We start from the raw sequence: 17,613 nt of genomic DNA, 5'->3' as shown, positions 1-17,613 counted from the left end.
ATACAACACGAAAGAGTGGGTTTCCCCACTCTTGCCATTGGTTCCTCTTAGTATTTCCAATAAAAATATACCATAATCAAGATATTTTTGCAAATATCATGTCTGTTTCTTCCTTTTCATAGACAGTTCCACACTTAAAATAAGGAAAGCTGATTTTGTTCTGGAAGAGCCTCGAGACAGCCTTGTTTATCAAGGTATTCAAGAATTGTCTTGGATACTTTCCCACGTTGCTGCAAATCTTCCTTGGAGAGAAACTCTCCGTTTTTGCGCGCATTGACAATATTGATCGCCGCATTCGTACCAAGACCTGGAATCGAATTGAAAGGTGGAATTAACGTGTTACCCTCAATGATGAATTGGTCTGCACTCGATTTATACAAGTCTACCTTGGCGAAAGAGTATCCACGCTCACACATTTCCAAAGCTAGCTCAAGTACCGTCAGTGTGTTTTTCTCTTTCGTGGAAGCATCCAACCCTTTTACATTTATTTCATCCATCTTGGTCTTGATTGCTTGTGACCCACGTGTCATGGCATCTATTTCGAAGTCATCGGCACGAACCGTGAAATATGCTGCATAATACAATAATGGCAAATGCACTTTGAAATAGGCAATCCGAACCGCCATCAACACATATGCGGCAGCATGTGCTTTCGGGAACATATATTTAATCTTCTTACAGGAATCTATATACCATTCCGGCACTTGATTCTTACGCATTTCCTCTTCGAATTCCTCAGACAAGCCTTTCCCTTTACGTACGGATTCCATGATTTTAAAAGCAAGGGAAGGATCCAGTCCCTGATAAATGAGATAAACCATAATATCATCCCGGCAACCGATTACTTCGCTAAGTGTACAGATTTTATTATGAATCAGTTCTTGTGCATTGCTCAGCCATACATCGGTACCATGGGATAAACCAGAAATCTGGACAAGCTCGGAAAATGTCGTAGGTTTAGTGTCCTCAAGCATTTGTCTAACAAAACGCGTTCCAAATTCAGGTATGCCAAGTGTCCCGGTTTTACACATGATTTGATCTTCGGTCACACCTAACGATTCCGTGCTGCTGAATATCTTCATTACCTCTGGATCATCTGTAGGAATCGTTTTTGGGTCAATACCACTTAAATCCTGAAGCATCCTGATCACCGTCGGATCATCATGACCAAGTATATCCAGTTTCAAAATATTATCGTGAATGGAGTGGAAATCAAAGTGAGTCGTTTTCCACTCTGAGTTTCTGTCATCCGCAGGGAACTGTATCGGTGAGAAATCATAGATATCCATGTAATCCGGGACAACGATGATTCCCCCTGGATGCTGTCCAGTTGTCCGTTTAACACCCGTACATCCCGCGACAAGTCGATCTGTTTCTGCACCACGCATGTGGATATTATTGTCGGCTGAATAGCCTTTAACATATCCGTATGCCGTCTTTTCAGCCACCGTACCGATTGTACCGGCACGATAAACATAATCTTCTCCAAATAGGACCTTCGTATAATCATGGGCTTTCGGCTGATATTCACCAGAGAAGTTCAAGTCAATATCGGGGACCTTATCCCCTTTAAATCCAAGGAACGTTTCAAATGGAATATCATGACCGTCTTTCGTATAGGCAATGCCACAATCCGGGCAATCTTTATCAGGCAAGTCAAACCCTGAGCCTACTGACCCATCATTAAAGAATTCCGATTTCTTACATACTGGGCACACATAATGTGGCGGCAGCGGGTTCACTTCCGTAATTTCTGTCATCGTCGCAACGAATGACGATCCGACCGAACCCCGGGAACCAACGAGATAGCCATCATTCAATGATTTTTTAACCAGTTTATGAGAAATTAAATAGATAACGGCGAATCCATGGCCGATAATACTTTTTAGTTCCTTTTCAAGACGGGCCTCAACGATTTCCGGTAGATTCTCTCCATATATCTTTCTAGCCATTCCATAACTCATTGCACGCATTTCTTCTTCTGCACCCTCGATTTTAGGTGTATATAGATCGTCCTTGATTGGCTTGATGTTTTCTATCATATCTGCAATTTTATTCGTATTTGTGACTACGACTTCTTTTGCCTTCTCGGCACCAAGGAAGGAAAAATCCCTTAACATCTCATCCGTTGTACGGAAATGGACATCTGGTAGCTTATGTCGATTCAGCATATTCGCCCCACCTTGTGAATTCACAAGGATTTTACGGTATATCTTGTCATTCGGGTCCAAATAATGCACATTTCCTGTCGCTACAACAGGTTTATTAAGCTTTTCTCCGAGCTTGACAATGTTTGAAATAATCGTCTCTAACGACTTTTCATCACGGACAAATTCAAGCTCTATCAAATGTTGATAAACATCCTTTGGATGGATTTCAAGATAATCATAAAACTCGGCTATTTCGACAACATCCTCAAAACCCTTTTGCATCATCCCTTCGAAGACTTCCCCTTTATCACATCCAGAACCAACGAGAATTCCTTCACGATATTTTTTTAGTTGAGAACGCGGAATCCGCGGAACTCTGTAAAAATAATTAATATGGGATAATGAAATCAATTTAAAGAGATTTTTCAAGCCTTCCTGTGTTTGTGCAATCAAAGTACAATGAGATGGTCGAGAACGCTGATATGCATTTCCGTTTCCCATATTGTCATTTAATTGATCATGATGGGTAATGCCTCTCGCTATCGTTTCCTTCAACATCTTCAACATCAGGTACCCCGTAGCCTCAGCATCGTATATGGCCCTATGATGTTGAGTCAAATCAATATCGAGCTTTTTACACAATGTGTTCAACCGGTGATTTTTGAACTCGGGATATAAAAATCTCCCTAATTCCAGCGTATCCAATACGGGATTGGTTGCTTTTGGATACCCAATATTTTTGTAGCCCATGTTCAAAAAGCCCATATCAAAACTTGCATTATGCGCAACAAGGATGGCATCTCCCGCCCATTCCTTGAACTTTTCCAATACGTCTGAAACTTCCGGTGCATCCACCAACATATCATCTGTGATATGAGTCAAGTCGATGATCGTATTGGATAACGGTCGATGTGGGTTAGCGAATGATTCAAATTTATCAATGATGTCTCCATCATGAATTTTCACGGCTGCTAATTCAATGATCGTATCATATACGGCAGACAAACCAGTCGTCTCGACATCGAAAACGATATAGGTGGCATCGGAAAGCGGTATATGTGCTTCATTATAGGCAATTGGCACACCGTCGTTCACGAGATTCACTTCGACACCATACAAAATCTTGATGTCATGTTTTTGGCCGGCGCCGTAGGCCTCTGGGAAAGATTGAGCCCCTGCATGATCGGTGATGGCTACGGCCTTATGACCCCACTTCGCGGCTTGGGCAACAAGAGCGGATGTCGGCGTCACTGCATCCATTTGGCTCATCGGTGTGTGCATATGAAGTTCGACGCGTTTTTCACCCTCAGGAGCCTTATCCTGCCGTCCCTGCTTAGAAATCTCATTAATATCGTTTGCAATCATAACTAGATCGCGAACAAACGTATCATTTTGAATGCTACCTTGGGCACGTACCCACATTCCTTTTTTAACACGGGCTAGGATGGCAGCATCCTCTTTGTCACGTGAAAACATTTTAACTAAAATAGAGCTTGTATAATCCGTAACTTTAAACGTCAATAGACTACGTCCGCTCCGGAGCTCACGGACTTCCGCGTCAAACACGAAACCTTCAATCGCTATCCTGCGCTCTTCATCAATAATTTGCTCTATGCTACGGAAATCGGCATCTTCTTTAATGGTGTACCCGATTTTAACCGGGCCTTCGTAAACACCCTCGTCTCCTTTTTCCGATTCTTTCTTCTGCATCTCTAGTAACGCGGCAAGTCCCTTTTCCTCATCTTCCTTTTGCTTCTCTGCTAAAAACTTCTTGTAATCAGTTTCCGAAACATTTTCGTTCACTTCTGCTTCAAGAGTTAATGGAGGGAAACCATACGTTTGATAAATATTCGAAATGAGACCGGAGTATTTCTGTTTTAACTGTCCAGCTTCCGCACCATTACGTGCATTGACCACGAGCTTATACCCTATCACTTTGGGTTCTTGCTCATTTAAGAGTGATAAAAGTGCTGGCGAAATGCCTTGTAGCTCACTTATGCAATTTTTCCAGTATTCTTTGACCAATTCCTCCGTCACTATCGGATTGGCAACATTCATGGTGAATGTAACCTTGGCAATATGGGCAAAAGTACTAGTTAAATGATTTGAAAATCTTGTATGAACACTGCATGGAATTAACGCAGGTATATTAAAGGCAAAATGCCATTTTTGGGACTCTCTCTCTATGGAAAGTTTATCAATTTCGGCACCGATGAAAAAATTCACAAAGGCATCCTCAGTCAAGCCCAATTGCTGGAGCAAGAGTTGAAATCTCTCTCTACCGCTGTTTGGATTTTGATCCATTTCCTCTCTCCCCTTTATCTACTATCTAAAGATATTATTCATCAGTTTCATTCTAATAACAGTGGTTATTATAACATACTAGATGCAGTTCACGGACATCTAATTATAGGGAAAAGGAAAGGCATCATCCAAATGAATGATGCCAAATCAAGCTATGATTTTACTGCTTTATCCCAATAATTCATGTAACTTCTGTGCAAGTTCCGATGTTTCCAGTTCAAGCACTTCACCTGTTTTACGGATCTTCACTTCCACGATGCCTTCGGAAGCTTTTTTACCGACCGTTACGCGGACAGGAAGTCCAATCAAGTCAGAATCGGCAAATTTCACTCCGGCACGTTCATGACGGTCATCCATCAAGACATCCATGCCTTGTTTTTTAAGTTCAGCATATAGTTTTTCTGCAAGTTCAGCTTGAGATTGATCCTTCATATTAACCGGAATCAAATGGACCTGGAACGGAGCCAAATTCACCGGCCATACTAAACCTTTCTCATCATTGAATTGCTCAGCGACAGCTGCAAGTGTACGAGATACACCAATACCGTAACAACCCATGATCATCGGTTGCGAACGGCCGTTTTCATCTAGGAACGTCGCGTTCATCGCTTCGGAATATTTAGTCCCAAGCTTGAATACGTGACCGACTTCAATTCCTTTAGCAAACTTGATTATTCCGTTGCCATCCGGTGATGGATCTCCCTCTTGGATAAAACGAAGATCGATAAAACTTTCCACCTTAAAATCACGGTCAGGGTTTACATTCACAAAATGATAATCTTCCTCATTAGCGCCGCATACTCCATTAACCATTGCTTCAATGGCCAAATCGGCGATGACTTCTACGCTTGAGACAATATTGATTGGTCCAAGAGAACCTACCGCACAACCTAAGACTTCTTTCGTTTCGTTAGGGTCCACTAACTCCACGACTTCAGCATTGTAGAAGTTTTTTACTTTGATATCATTCACTTCATGATCTCCTCGTACCAAGACGAGTACATATTTTTCATCCACTTTAAATAACAAGGACTTGATCAATTTTGAAGCATCGGTTTTTAAAAATGAAGCTACATCATCAATTGATTTTTGTCCAGGAGTATGAACTTTATCAAGTGTTCCCTGCTCTTCGGAATCTTTTTCATATTTTACCGCTACAGGCGCCATTTCAATATTCGCCGCATAATCGGATGTATCTGAATAGGCAATCGTGTCTTCTCCAATTTCAGAAAGCACCATGAATTCATGTGTATCCTTTCCACCCATCGCTCCTGAATCGGCGATGACTGCACGAAAATCAAGGCCACAACGGCTAAATACATTTGAATAGGCCGCATAAAGTTTTTCATATACAGCATCAAGACTTTCTTGATTTGCATGGAATGAGTAAGCATCCTTCATGATGAATTCGCGTCCGCGCAATAAACCAAAACGAGGTCTTTTTTCATCACGGAACTTCGTTTGGATTTGATAAACCGTCAATGGCAAACGCTTGTATGACTTCACTTCGTCACGGACCAAGCTTGTAACGACCTCTTCATGTGTAGCTCCAAGGGCAAATTCACGGTTGTTACGGTCTTTTAATCGCATTAATTCGGGTCCATATGTATACCAACGACCGGATTCCTGCCAAAATTCCGCTTGTTGAAGGGCTGGCATCAATAATTCTACGGCACCTGCACTGTCCATTTCTTCCCGAACAATTGCTTCAACCTTTTGAAGCACTTTATTACCAAGCGGCATAAAACTGTAAACACCACTTGAATTCTGTCTCATGAATCCTGCTCGCAACAAAAGCTGGTGGCTTTTAATTTCTGCATCTGCAGGGACTTCCCTCAATGTAGGGATTAACGTCATACTTTGTTTCATATCTACACCTCTTCAATATTTCCTTTAAACTTCCATACGGAAATTTACGGGTCATGTAATACAAAATTACATTATTATTGTCTGATTGATTTAAATTAAGTTGATTTCATTCGCTCTTTTTCGATTATACTTACGAATTCCCGATAAAACAAACTATTTTGCCCAAACTCTTCAAAAAGTTACAAGTAGATTCAAACAGCCAACAGATAGTTCTGCTGGCTTGTTTGGTTTCATTCATATCAGCTTATAGGAAGAATCTCTGGATGTCATTCCATGTCACGACGATCATTAACAACATCAGCAAAGCAAATCCGATGAAATGCACCATTCCTTCTTTTTGGCGATCAATTGGTTTTCCTCTTAAGAACTCAACCACGAAGAATAATAATCGTCCGCCGTCCAAAGCAGGTAACGGTAAAAGATTCATGATTCCTAAATTTATGCTGAGCAACCCAGCCCATTTCATCAACGTGAACAAGCCCTGTTTTGCGACTTCCTCAGTTGATTTATATATACCTACTGGACCAGATAGACTGTCAATCGTAAAGCCACCCGTTACTAGGTCACCCAGAATGATGAAAATCTGTTTCGTCCAAAAATACGTCTCCGTCGCACCATATTGAATGGCTTTTAGTGGAGCTTTTTCAACGGGCGGGTATACCCCGATGATTCCAATTTTCTGACCTTCCCTCTCGACTTCCTGAGGAGTAACTGGAACTTCTAACGTTTTACCGTCCCTATATACAACGAATTCGATTTCTTTACCGGGACTTTTTTGGATACTCGCCTGTACATCTTCCCAGGTTGTGACTTCCGTACCTTCAATCGATTGAATGGCATCCCCTGATTTAAGTCCAGAAGTAACGGCTGCACCGTCCTTAGTTAATTCACCCAGTTTGGCTTCGTCCACCACGACGCCTTGAAATAAACCAATCAATGTAAAAATAACAAAAGCTAGAACAAAGTTCATTGCTGGGCCCGCTAAGATCGTTAAAAAGCGGTGTCCAAGAGATTTAGATGCAAACTGGCGATCATAAGGGGCAATTTGGTTCTCGACCCCATTTTCAACGATTACGGCTTCCTTATGGATCGAAAACGTTTTTAACGTGTCTTCTTCTCCCTCTTCATATCCCGTAAGTATCAGTTTATGATCTAAATCTATCACTTCCACTTCGACAAGCCGAATATCCGGGTATTTGTCTTTGTTGTTCAAGATGATTTTCGTGACGGTTTCTTCTTCATCAAACATCAATCCCACACGGTAACCAGGTTTCAATTCAATATTTTCCGCATCTTCTCCGGCCATTCGAACGTATCCACCTAGAGGAAGAAGACGTATTGTATAGACCGTTTCCTTCTTTTTATATGTGAATACTTTTGGTCCAAATCCGATTGCAAATTCGCGGCATAGAATTCCAGCACGCTTCGCAAATACTAAGTGTCCAAGCTCATGGAAAAAAACAAGAGCGCCAAAAATGATAATGAACGCTATAAGCGTTTCTAGAGTCTGCATGTTCTGGTCACCTATCTTTCACTAAGGATTCTATAAACTTCCTTGTCATTTTATCGACTTCCTGGATCGTTTCTAAGTCAGGACTCGCTATGACAGAATGTTTGTTAAGCGCTCTTTCTATCAGGGTTTCAATTTCTAGGAAAGAAACTTTTCCAGATAAAAATGCAGCTACTGCAGCTTCATTTGCAGCATTCAACACCGTTGTCATCGTGCCGCCCATTTTACCTGCTTTGTAAGCGAATTGCAAACAAGGATATCGAGTGAAGTCCATTTCACTAAAGTGGAGTTTTCCCGCTTCAGCCAAATTCAAACGCTTCCGTCCTACAAGAGGCAGTCGATCTGGATATGTAAGGGCATATTGGATGGGTACACGCATATCAGGTGTACCTAACTGTGCCATCACACTGGAATCATGAAATTCCACCATTGAGTGGATGATGCTCTCCCTATGGAGAAGCACGTCAATCTTTTCGTATGGAAGATCAAACAACCAGTGTGCCTCGATTACTTCCAATCCCTTGTTCATCATGGATGCTGAATCGATGGTGATTTTAGCCCCCATAGACCAGTTTGGATGGTTTAAAGCCTCTTCTACCGTGACGCCTTTTAGCTCTTCACGGGTGCGATCACGGAAACTTCCACCAGAGGCAGTAATGACTAAGCGCTCGATATTTTTTTCTTGTTCACCCTGAAGTGCTTGAAAAATTGCTGAATGCTCACTATCGACCGGAAGCAGCCTTACCCCGGCTTTTTTCGCTTCATCAATGACCAAATGGCCCGCTGTTACCAAAGTCTCCTTATTGGCAATCGCAATATCCTTACCGGCTTTAATCGCTTGCAAAGTCGGATAAAGTCCTACGCTGCCGATGACCGCATTCACTAAGACTGTTGCTTGATTATACACAGCCACTGCCGTTATTCCCTCATCGCCATACATGAACTCAATATCTTTCCGGTTAGAGAACTCGCTTTTCAAAACTTCATAATCTTCTTTTGTCTGTACGGAAACTAGTTCTGGTTCAAACTCTTTTATATAGGTTCTGACCAAAGCAATATTCTTTCCGGCCGAAAGTGCCACTATCTTAAATTGATCGGGATGGGCCCTGACCACATCCGCCGTTTGCTTGCCTATCGAACCTGTTGCACCCAGAAGGCTGATATACTTCAAATCCGTTCATCTCCTAATTCCATATAACCTTACCTTTTTAATTATAATACATGCAATAAATGTAAGATTGGTAAAATAAATATTAAACTATCCAGCCTGTCTAAAATCCCGCCATGACCAGGTAGGATCTTTCCTGAATCCTTTACGCCATAATGACGTTTATAAGCCGATTGAACAAGGTCTCCCAGTTGGCCGAAGATTGCTATGATTAATGATATCAACAACAATTGCCATATCGAATAGTCAAGGGATGAAAATACGTAAAAAAGCACACCTACGACTAACGCGGAAACTACGCCTCCAAAAAATCCCTCGACTGTTTTATTAGGACTGATTTCAGGCCATAACTTCCTCTTACCGATTGCTTTTCCAATGAAGTATGCTCCTGAATCGGTTGCCCATATCGTAAATAAAGTAAGAAGGATATAGACTAGACCTAGAGATTCATTGTCACGTGTTTCAAAGAAATAGTAAAAGCCGATGCCTAAATAAAGAATCGCAATGACCAAAAATCCTGCATCATCGAAAGTGAACATATTTTTCGAAAGGACCGTATAAAGCAATAGCACTAAAACGCCGATTAAGAAAATCTGTACTTTGTCATAATTATTTTCAGTTAAAAACGTGCTATATTCATTCGGCAGTAATAATATCCAAAGTAAAACATGTGAAAGAATCGCCTCAAAGGAGATTACACGCATCTTTTTCATTTTCATCAATTCATACAACCCGATAGATGCTAGAAGGTAGATTACCAATAAAAAGGGAAGCTTCCCTATCATCACGATTGGAATGAAGATGGCGGCAGCGATGACTGCCGTAATAATTCTCTGTTTCATTATTCCTATTTCCTCGCCTTCTACATTAAACGCCACCGAACCTGCGTGAACGTTTTTGATACTCCTCGACAGCCTGTAGTAAATGACCTTCACTAAAGTCCGGCCATAACACATCCGTAAACCATAGCTCGGTATACGCTGACTGCCAAAGCATGAAGTTGCTTAACCTTTTTTCGCCGCTTGTACGGATCAACAAATCCGGATCCAGCAAATGTTGTGTCATTAAGTAGCTTGATACTATTTCCTCAGAAACATTTTCCTTTATTATACCATTTTTCACATCATGTATGATGCTGTTGACCGCCGCAACTATTTCTCCACGGCTTCCATAATTAAGGGCAAAGTTCAAAATCATCCCGTTATTATTTTTCGTATCCTCCATTGCTTGTTTAACTGCTTTCTGAGTATGTGACGGGATTAACGATAAGTCTCCCATCATCTCCACCCTTACATTTTCAGCTATAAGCTCTGGCAAAAAGGTGCCTAGGAATTCCTGTGGAAGTTTCATTAAAAAATCGACTTCACTTTTCGGACGTTTCCAATTTTCTGTGGAGAACGCATAAACGGTCAACGTTTTTATTCCCAACTCATTAGAAATCTTTGTTATTTTTCGAACGGTTTTCATTCCTTCATGGTGGCCTGCCACACGTGGCAGCGCACGTTTTTTAGCCCATCGGCCGTTTCCATCCATAATAATGGCAATATGTTGAGGAACATTAGACTCCTTAATATGCTGGATCCTACTTGCTACATCGGAAGAAGCATCTTTTTTAACGAAACGCTTCCATAGTGAATACATATGTTAGTCCCCCATTAGGTTGTACTTATCTCTACAAAGGCAATATTTACGTGCACTATGTATATTTTTTGGATTCTAAATAAGAACAGAATCTATATTATAATATCAAAAAAAAACTTGTTCTCATATTATTATTATGAAAATATTATCTTCATTAGAAGTTGGCAAGAAATAAATAATGCATATCCTTTCAAGAAGAAAAGGCAAAAAGGACCTCCTCCATCATTTTCAAGCTCTTACTAACTCAGGCGTAATCATAATCGGAGAAACCTTATTATAACAGTTTTCTCTTTTTAACACACCTATATGTTAGATCAAAGACATGACCACAATGGATTCGGCCCTTTTATACAATGCTTTTAGAAGGGATTAGACTTCTAGAATTTCTTTTTCTTTATCTTTTGTAATATCATCGATTTTTGAGATGTTGCCATCCGTCATCTTTTGAATGTCATCTGCATAACCGCGCAAATCATCTTCTGTGATATCGCCATTTTTCTCAAGCTTTTTCAACTCATCGTTAGCATCACGGCGAACGTTACGAACCGCGATTTTTGCTTCTTCGGCTTCTTTCTTAACGACCTTGACAAGTTCTTTCCTACGTTCTTCTGTTAACGCAGGAATAGCAATCCTGATTATAGAACCATCATTAGAAGGATTTAATCCTAAATCCGATTTCAAAATTGCTTTTTCAATCTCGCCCAAAATCGTTTTGTCATAAGGCTGGATGACTAAAAGTCTTGCTTCTGGTACAGAAATGCCCGCCATTTGATTGATAGGTGTTTGGGATCCGTAATAATCAATTGAGATTCTATCAAGCAATGAGGCATTTGCTCTTCCGGCACGGATGCTGGCTAATTCACGTGTGTAAGCGCTAATGGCTTTTTCCATTTTCGTTTTCGCATTCGAAATAACTTGTTTCGGCATCTTTTATTTCCCCCTTACAATAGTTCCAAGCGTTTCGCCTAATACAGCGCGCTTAATATTACCTTTTTCCATAATAGAGAAGACAATCAATGGAATATCATTGTCCATACATAGCGAGGACGCAGTAGAATCCATGACTTGTAATCCGTCTTTTATCACATCAAGATATGAAAGTTCATCGTACTTCACTGCATTTTTGTCTTTAACAGGATCAGCATTGTATACGCCATCCACATTGTTCTTCGCCATCAAGATGACATCCGCTTCAATTTCAGCTGCACGTAATGCGGCAGTCGTATCCGTTGAGAAATATGGGTTTCCTGTTCCTGCTGCAAAAATGACTACTCTCTTTTTCTCCAGGTGTCTAATTGCACGGCGTCTAATATATGGTTCTGCCACTTGTCTCATCTCAATTGACGTTTGGACGCGCGTTTCAATCCCAAGCTGCTCGAGGCTATCTTGTAACGCCAATGAATTCATGACTGTAGCGAGCATGCCCATATAATCGGCATTTGCACGGTCCATGCCCATTTCACTACCGATTTTCCCGCGCCATATGTTTCCGCCACCGACAACCACAGCTACTTCTACATCCAATTCAGCTACTTCTTTTACTTGTTCTGCAATCGACTTTATAACTGCAGGATTAATTCCGAAACCCTCGTCTCCAGCCAATGCTTCACCACTGAGTTTCAATACGACACGTTTATATTTAGCCATGAGAACCTCCAACTATGTAATCTTTTTTGTTCGTCCATCATGCTCATTCTTGCATTAATCAAAAATTCAGGACATTTTAAAAAATAGGGAACACTATAGTGTTCCCTATTTAACCATTTTCTTACAATCAATTAGTCCTTTTTAACTTGGTTCATTACTTCTTCAGCAAAGTTTTCTTGACGTTTTTCAAGACCTTCCCCTACTTCGTAACGTACGAATGAAAGGATTTTTCCGCCTAGTGCTTCAACGAATTGTCCTACTTTTTGATCTGGGTTTTTAACGAAAGCTTGTTCGTTTACACAGATTTCTTCGTAGAATTTGTTGATACGTCCTTCAACCATTTTAGCAACGATTTTTTCTGGCTTGCCTTCGTTTAGGGCTTGTTGAGTAAGAACTTCACGTTCGTGCTCTAGCTCAGTAGCGTCTACTTGGTCACGAGAAACATATTTTGGGTTAAGAGCTGCGATGTGCATAGAAACACCTTTAGCTGCTTCAGCATCAGTTGTACCTTCAAGAACTGTAAGTACGCTGATACGTCCACCCATGTGTAGGTAAGCGCCGAAAGCATCGCTGTCTGTTTTTGTAACGACTTGGAAACGGCGAAGAGTTAATTTTTCACCAATTTTAGCTACTGCTGCATTGATATGATCAGCAACTTTCACACCGTTTTCCATTGTTTGCTCAAGAGCAGCTTCTACAGTTTCAGGCTTGTTAGCCAATAAGAATGAAGCCAATTCTTTAACAAGAGTTTGGAAACCTTCGTTTTTAGCAACGAAATCAGTTTCTGAGTTCACTTCAAGGATTACTGCTTGGTTTCCGTCTACTACGATAGAAGTTAACCCTTCAGCAGCGATACGGTCGCCTTTATTGGCAGCTTTTGCAATTCCTTTTTCGCGAAGGAAGTCAATCGCTTTATCCATATTTCCTTCAGTTTGTACAAGTGCTTTTTTGCAGTCCATCATGCCAGCGCCAGTTTTTTCACGCAATTCTTTAACTAATTGTGCAGTGATTGCCATAATATAAATCCTCCTCAAATTAAGTGCGGTTTATTCAGTCTTTACCCATTTTGCTAGATAATACTTGTTTTCAACAACAAATACAACAAATCGCAGCAAATTTTTACAAAAAATATTTATTGGTCAACGTTATGACAAATAAGCTCGGTTCTCTCCAGTTTCAAAAAAATCAGCCGTGATAAGGCACGGGATTTATGTATGCTTATTTAGTGCAAAAAAAAGGGATAAAAGGCATTATCCTCTTATCACCTTTTTTTCTCACTAGTTAAGCAGTTCTGTCAACTATTAAGCAGTAGTTGTTTCAGTTGCTGTTTCTTCGCCTTGTTTAGCTTCTAAGATAGCATCTGCCATTTTACCTGTTAATAATTTAACAGCACGGATTGCATCGTCATTCGCAGGAATAACTACGTCGATTTCGTCCGGATCACAGTTTGTATCAACGATACCAACAAGTGGAATGTTTAATTTGTGTGCTTCCGCAACAGCAATACGCTCTTTGCGAGGGTCGATAACGAAGATCGCATCTGGAAGAGTCTTCATATCTTTAATACCGCCTAAGAATTTTTCTAAGCGATCCCATTCTTTTTTAAGTTGGATTACTTCTTTTTTAGGAAGCACTTCGAAAGTTCCGTTAGCGTCCATTTTTTCGATATCTTTAAGACGATTAATACGTTTTTGGATTGTTTCAAAGTTTGTTAAAGTTCCACCTAACCAACGTTGGTTTACATAGTACATACCAGAGCGGATAGCTTCTTCTTTAACTGATTCTTGAGCTTGTTTTTTAGTACCAACGAAAAGAACAGTTCCACCGTTAGCAGCTAGTTCTTTAACGAAGTTATAAGCTTCTTCAACCTTTTTAACTGTTTTTTGAAGGTCGATGATGTAGATGCCGTTACGCTCAGTGAAGATATATTTCTTCATCTTAGGGTTCCAGCGACGTGTTTGGTGTCCGAAATGCACACCAGCTTCAAGCAATTGTTTCATAGAAATGACTGACATTTTAGTTCCTCCTAAATGGTTTTGTTTTTCCTCCGCTCCGATCATTTTCATACAGAAACTGTATAAACAGCACCATCTGCTAGAATCACGGGCGTGTGTATTAACACCATTTCATAATATATCATACTCAGGTGATACAATCAAGCATTATTTATCTATCCATACGGAACTTTAATAAAAGCTCAATTTCCGTTTGACCCCTATTTAATTTTTTGGCGATATCTTCAATTGAAAGACCTTGCTCCACTAAATAGTCTACCTGTTCATTTAATGATAATTCTTCTAAAGAATCCTGTAGCATGGCTGAAAAATCTTTTTCCACGCGTGCCTCTTGTTTGGTTAAAATGGAGGCCTCCGCCGAAAGTTCGAGCTTGTCCTTCACTTCATTGGCTGGCTTGAATTCTTCTTCTATTCCAGTCTGGTTCATATAAGCATTAGCAGCCTGCAATTTCTTCCCGTTAAAACTTGGTTCTTTATAGTCAGGGAATGATTCCTTTTCTAGTTCTGCTTCCTTTTCTATAGGTGGCCTTGTTTTTACTATTACTGACTCTTCTATCTTTTTCTCATTAGGTAAGACGTCAGTTTGTGTAAAAGCTTTTATCAAGGCTTCGTTATCTTCCTTCATTTCCATTAGATAGCCTGTTAGTAGTTCTTCCATTTCAATTATGGTGGCTTTTTGTTCCTTTTCTAGCTTACTTAATCGATTTTGTCTAAGATACAAAAGAATAACGGCGAAAATCGTGAAAATATTTAGACTAAAAAGGAGTAACATAAAAAATACTGACATGGTGCCTCCTCTTAACCGGAATAGTCGATACTCTTTCCTTTATAGGGATGGGGATCTATATTCTCTGTTGTTTGTCTCGTATTGTCTTTCTTCCTACGCTGTTTAAAAAACGGACCCTTATCCGCGCTGCCTTCCTTTTCATAAAAATGAGCTGGGAGCTTTTGTTCCTCGCCCATTACAGTCGTTTGTTTTCGTTTCTCTTCTTTTCTTCCTTGATGGGTGGCATGATCCTGTTGGATTAGATTTTTTTGTAAAAGTTGTTCTTGGATCTTTCCGGCATCTTGGGTTCTTGGAAGGGCAATTTGCATCTCGATTGCTTTTAAACTCACAGCCATCCACCCCTATATTTCTATAGTGATTCTTCTGTATAACTGCCTGTGTTACACATGTTCTTCCCATGGATTCAAAATGTTCGGAATGGTCTATCCAAAATGATAAATCCATGCATTTCTCATAGAGCATGCCTCGAAGCATGACACTAAATAAAAATATGGGTTAACTTTTTTTATCCTGCATAGCATGTCTAAGTTTAAATATCGCCCTTGAGTGAATTTGCGATATTCTTGATGTGGAAAGACTCATCACTTGTCCAATTTCCGTCAGCGTAAGTTCTTCTTTATAAAAAAGTTGCAATACCAACTGTTCTTTCTCATTTAGTGTTTCTATGACCTTTGCTAGCTCTGCATACAATTCTTGTCTTAGAACATTCTCTTCAGGCAGGTCTGCTTTATCATCTTTAATATGGAAATTCGTTTTTTCTTTGTCATCCTGTTCTTGAGGATTTTCATCCATGGATAAAACATTGGCAAAGAAATGCTCGTTAAGTGCAGCATATACTTCATCTTCCGGAATATTTAATTCAAATGCAATTTCCTTTGGTGTAAGGTTCCGCATATATTTTTGTTCCAATTTTTCAATAGCTGAATCGATTTTTTTCGCTTTATCCCTCGCACTCCGCGGTAGCCAATCCTCTTTCCTTAAACCATCCAATATGGCCCCACGGATCCGGAATGAAGCATATGTGTCAAATTTCAGATCACGCTTTGGATCAAAGCGCTCCAAGGCATCAAATAAGCCCATCATCCCTAAACTCCTAATGTCATCACGACTGACATTCCTAGGAAGGCTGACTGAAATACGTTGGACATGGTAAGATACAAGTGGAACATATTTCTTCACCAAAACGTCCCCTGCTTGCGGGTCCCTGCATTCGACCCAATTTTTCCAGCATAACTGTTCTTCTTCGATAGTCAGTTGAGACATGGGATTTCCTCCTAACATTGTTTACGTTTTGTAATCAAAACGGTCCTCGAAGGCTCTAGGTGCAACAATATTTTGATTGCAGTGTTCCCGTCACTTTCCGGCTGAGCAAATTTCATCTTCCCAATTAAATATTTCTAGTCCCTTTATTTACTGTCCGGATATTAAGCATGCACTTTGTCACATTGAATTCTATCGTCCTACCACTGTTCCCGCCGACGTCCTCCGAAACGACCTGTATTCGTAAATCAGCCAATTCTTTCCGGACAGCTTCAACATTTCGGGGTCCTATTCTCATTAAATCCCCCCCAGAGGCAAATTGAAACATTTGTGCACCTCCAGCCAGCTTTGCTTTTAAAAAAGCAGGCCTTGCTCCTTCCTTCACCAGACGATTCACCAATTCCTTTACGGCTGTATCGGCAAACTTGGCCCGATTAATCTGACCAGACTTAGCAAGTGAAGAATCCGGCAACATGACATGCGCCAAACCGGCAATCTCTCTTTTCTCATCATAAATGACGACCCCTACGCATGAACCAAGCCCTGAAGTGCGAATCGAATAAGGAGGTTTTACAGTATTCATATCCGCTATCCCCACTTTAACAACTTGGATTTGCAATATTTCAACCATTTATTGTCACTCCCAGGGCAGCAAAAATAGTATCAAAGGAATCAGGATCGGGCAGTAAAAAGAAATGGCCATTGATAGATTCAGCAAACCTCTCATTCTGCGCTAGGACGGTATCTATCACAATAGCAGAATCACTTACTTGTGATAATTCCAGTAATCCATAACTGATAGTTGCTCCCACCATATCGATATTCAAGGAAGGAACCGATGGATATATATTCAACTTAGTAAAATCCGATAAAGAAGAAAGATAGGATCCCGACAGGATATTCCCTAATTCCTGTAGACAAGAAAGAGCTAATTCAGAATGCTGTGGTTTATCAATGGAGAAGGTTTCATCCCCTATCATCTGTTGAATGAAATATTCAGCTACAGGTAATGAAAGGATAAAAATCATGCTTCCAGTGGCATCTCCTTCAATTCGCAAAAAGACACTAGCCACAACATGTTCTGCTCCCCCTGCCAATTCCATCATTTCATCAAAGGAAACTACCCGGACATTAGGAACATTCATATCTATTTTTTTATTAAGAATGGCAGAGAGTGCAGTAGCAGCATGTCCCGCCCCAATATTCCCAATTTCTTTGAGGATATCAAGGTGGATGGGGTTGATTTTATCAATAAATGACAT

Annotated in this window: 15 protein-coding genes; all 15 read right to left on the bottom strand. The window is 40.4% G+C overall.

Features of this window, described 5'->3' with window-relative positions:
* Positions 1-134 precede the first annotated feature (134 nt).
* The 15 genes from ACQKIC_RS10235 to ACQKIC_RS10165 all read right to left on the bottom strand — a co-directional run bounded on the left by ACQKIC_RS10235 (position 135) and on the right by ACQKIC_RS10165 (position 17,613).
* Positions 135-4,454, bottom strand: a complete 4,320-nt coding sequence (locus ACQKIC_RS10235; protein ID WP_427591133.1) for a PolC-type DNA polymerase III — start codon at positions 4,452-4,454, stop codon at positions 135-137.
* 168 nt (positions 4,455-4,622) lie between these two features.
* Complete coding sequence (locus ACQKIC_RS10230) at positions 4,623-6,323, bottom strand: proline--tRNA ligase (RefSeq protein ID WP_427591132.1); 1,701 nt, start codon at positions 6,321-6,323, stop codon at positions 4,623-4,625.
* A 244-nt stretch (positions 6,324-6,567) separates the two neighbouring features.
* Positions 6,568-7,836: an RIP metalloprotease RseP gene (rseP, locus tag ACQKIC_RS10225; RefSeq protein WP_402868389.1), complete on the bottom strand. Its 1,269-nt coding sequence runs from the start codon at positions 7,834-7,836 to the stop codon at positions 6,568-6,570.
* A gap of 7 nt (positions 7,837-7,843) precedes the next feature.
* A complete protein-coding gene (dxr, locus tag ACQKIC_RS10220) occupies positions 7,844-9,004 on the bottom strand; it encodes a 1-deoxy-D-xylulose-5-phosphate reductoisomerase (protein WP_427591131.1) in 1,161 nt (386 codons plus the stop codon).
* A 41-nt stretch (positions 9,005-9,045) separates the two neighbouring features.
* Positions 9,046-9,843, bottom strand: coding sequence for a phosphatidate cytidylyltransferase (locus ACQKIC_RS10215; protein WP_427591130.1), 798 nt, complete (start codon positions 9,841-9,843; stop codon positions 9,046-9,048).
* Positions 9,844-9,868: 25 nt separating this feature from the next.
* Positions 9,869-10,642 carry an isoprenyl transferase gene (locus ACQKIC_RS10210; RefSeq protein ID WP_402868383.1) on the bottom strand — a complete coding sequence of 258 codons (774 nt, stop codon included), beginning with the start codon at positions 10,640-10,642 and terminating at the stop codon, positions 9,869-9,871.
* A gap of 369 nt (positions 10,643-11,011) precedes the next feature.
* Positions 11,012-11,569, bottom strand: coding sequence for a ribosome recycling factor (frr, locus tag ACQKIC_RS10205; protein WP_402868382.1), 558 nt, complete (start codon positions 11,567-11,569; stop codon positions 11,012-11,014).
* A 3-nt stretch (positions 11,570-11,572) separates the two neighbouring features.
* On the bottom strand, positions 11,573-12,289 hold the full coding sequence (gene pyrH / locus ACQKIC_RS10200) for a UMP kinase (protein WP_402868380.1): 717 nt from the start codon (positions 12,287-12,289) through the stop codon (positions 11,573-11,575).
* A gap of 131 nt (positions 12,290-12,420) precedes the next feature.
* The gene (gene tsf / locus ACQKIC_RS10195; protein WP_402868378.1) at positions 12,421-13,305 is read right to left on the bottom strand and encodes a translation elongation factor Ts; all 885 of its coding nucleotides are present in this window, start codon (positions 13,303-13,305) and stop codon (positions 12,421-12,423) included.
* A gap of 285 nt (positions 13,306-13,590) precedes the next feature.
* On the bottom strand, positions 13,591-14,304 hold the full coding sequence (rpsB, locus tag ACQKIC_RS10190; protein ID WP_402868377.1) for a 30S ribosomal protein S2: 714 nt from the start codon (positions 14,302-14,304) through the stop codon (positions 13,591-13,593).
* Between the two features lie 151 nt (positions 14,305-14,455).
* Positions 14,456-15,091, bottom strand: coding sequence for a hypothetical protein (locus ACQKIC_RS10185; protein ID WP_402956340.1), 636 nt, complete (start codon positions 15,089-15,091; stop codon positions 14,456-14,458).
* A gap of 11 nt (positions 15,092-15,102) precedes the next feature.
* The gene (locus ACQKIC_RS10180; protein ID WP_402868373.1) at positions 15,103-15,420 is read right to left on the bottom strand and encodes a hypothetical protein; all 318 of its coding nucleotides are present in this window, start codon (positions 15,418-15,420) and stop codon (positions 15,103-15,105) included.
* Between the two features lie 166 nt (positions 15,421-15,586).
* Entirely contained in the window at positions 15,587-16,354 is a 768-nt protein-coding gene (locus ACQKIC_RS10175; RefSeq protein ID WP_427591129.1) for a FliA/WhiG family RNA polymerase sigma factor, read from the bottom strand.
* A gap of 124 nt (positions 16,355-16,478) precedes the next feature.
* On the bottom strand, positions 16,479-16,982 hold the full coding sequence (locus ACQKIC_RS10170; protein WP_427591128.1) for a chemotaxis protein CheD: 504 nt from the start codon (positions 16,980-16,982) through the stop codon (positions 16,479-16,481).
* A complete protein-coding gene (locus ACQKIC_RS10165) occupies positions 16,975-17,613 on the bottom strand; it encodes a chemotaxis protein CheC (RefSeq protein WP_402868368.1) in 639 nt (212 codons plus the stop codon). The genes ACQKIC_RS10170 and ACQKIC_RS10165 overlap by 8 nt, the downstream gene beginning before the upstream one ends.

Origin of the sequence: Peribacillus sp. NPDC046944 (genome assembly GCF_050272735.1) — a bacterium.
Taxonomy (GTDB): domain Bacteria; phylum Bacillota; class Bacilli; order Bacillales; family DSM-1321; genus Peribacillus.
Note: the sequence above shows the minus strand (reverse complement) of the source record. Positions and strands in the feature narration are given on the sequence as shown.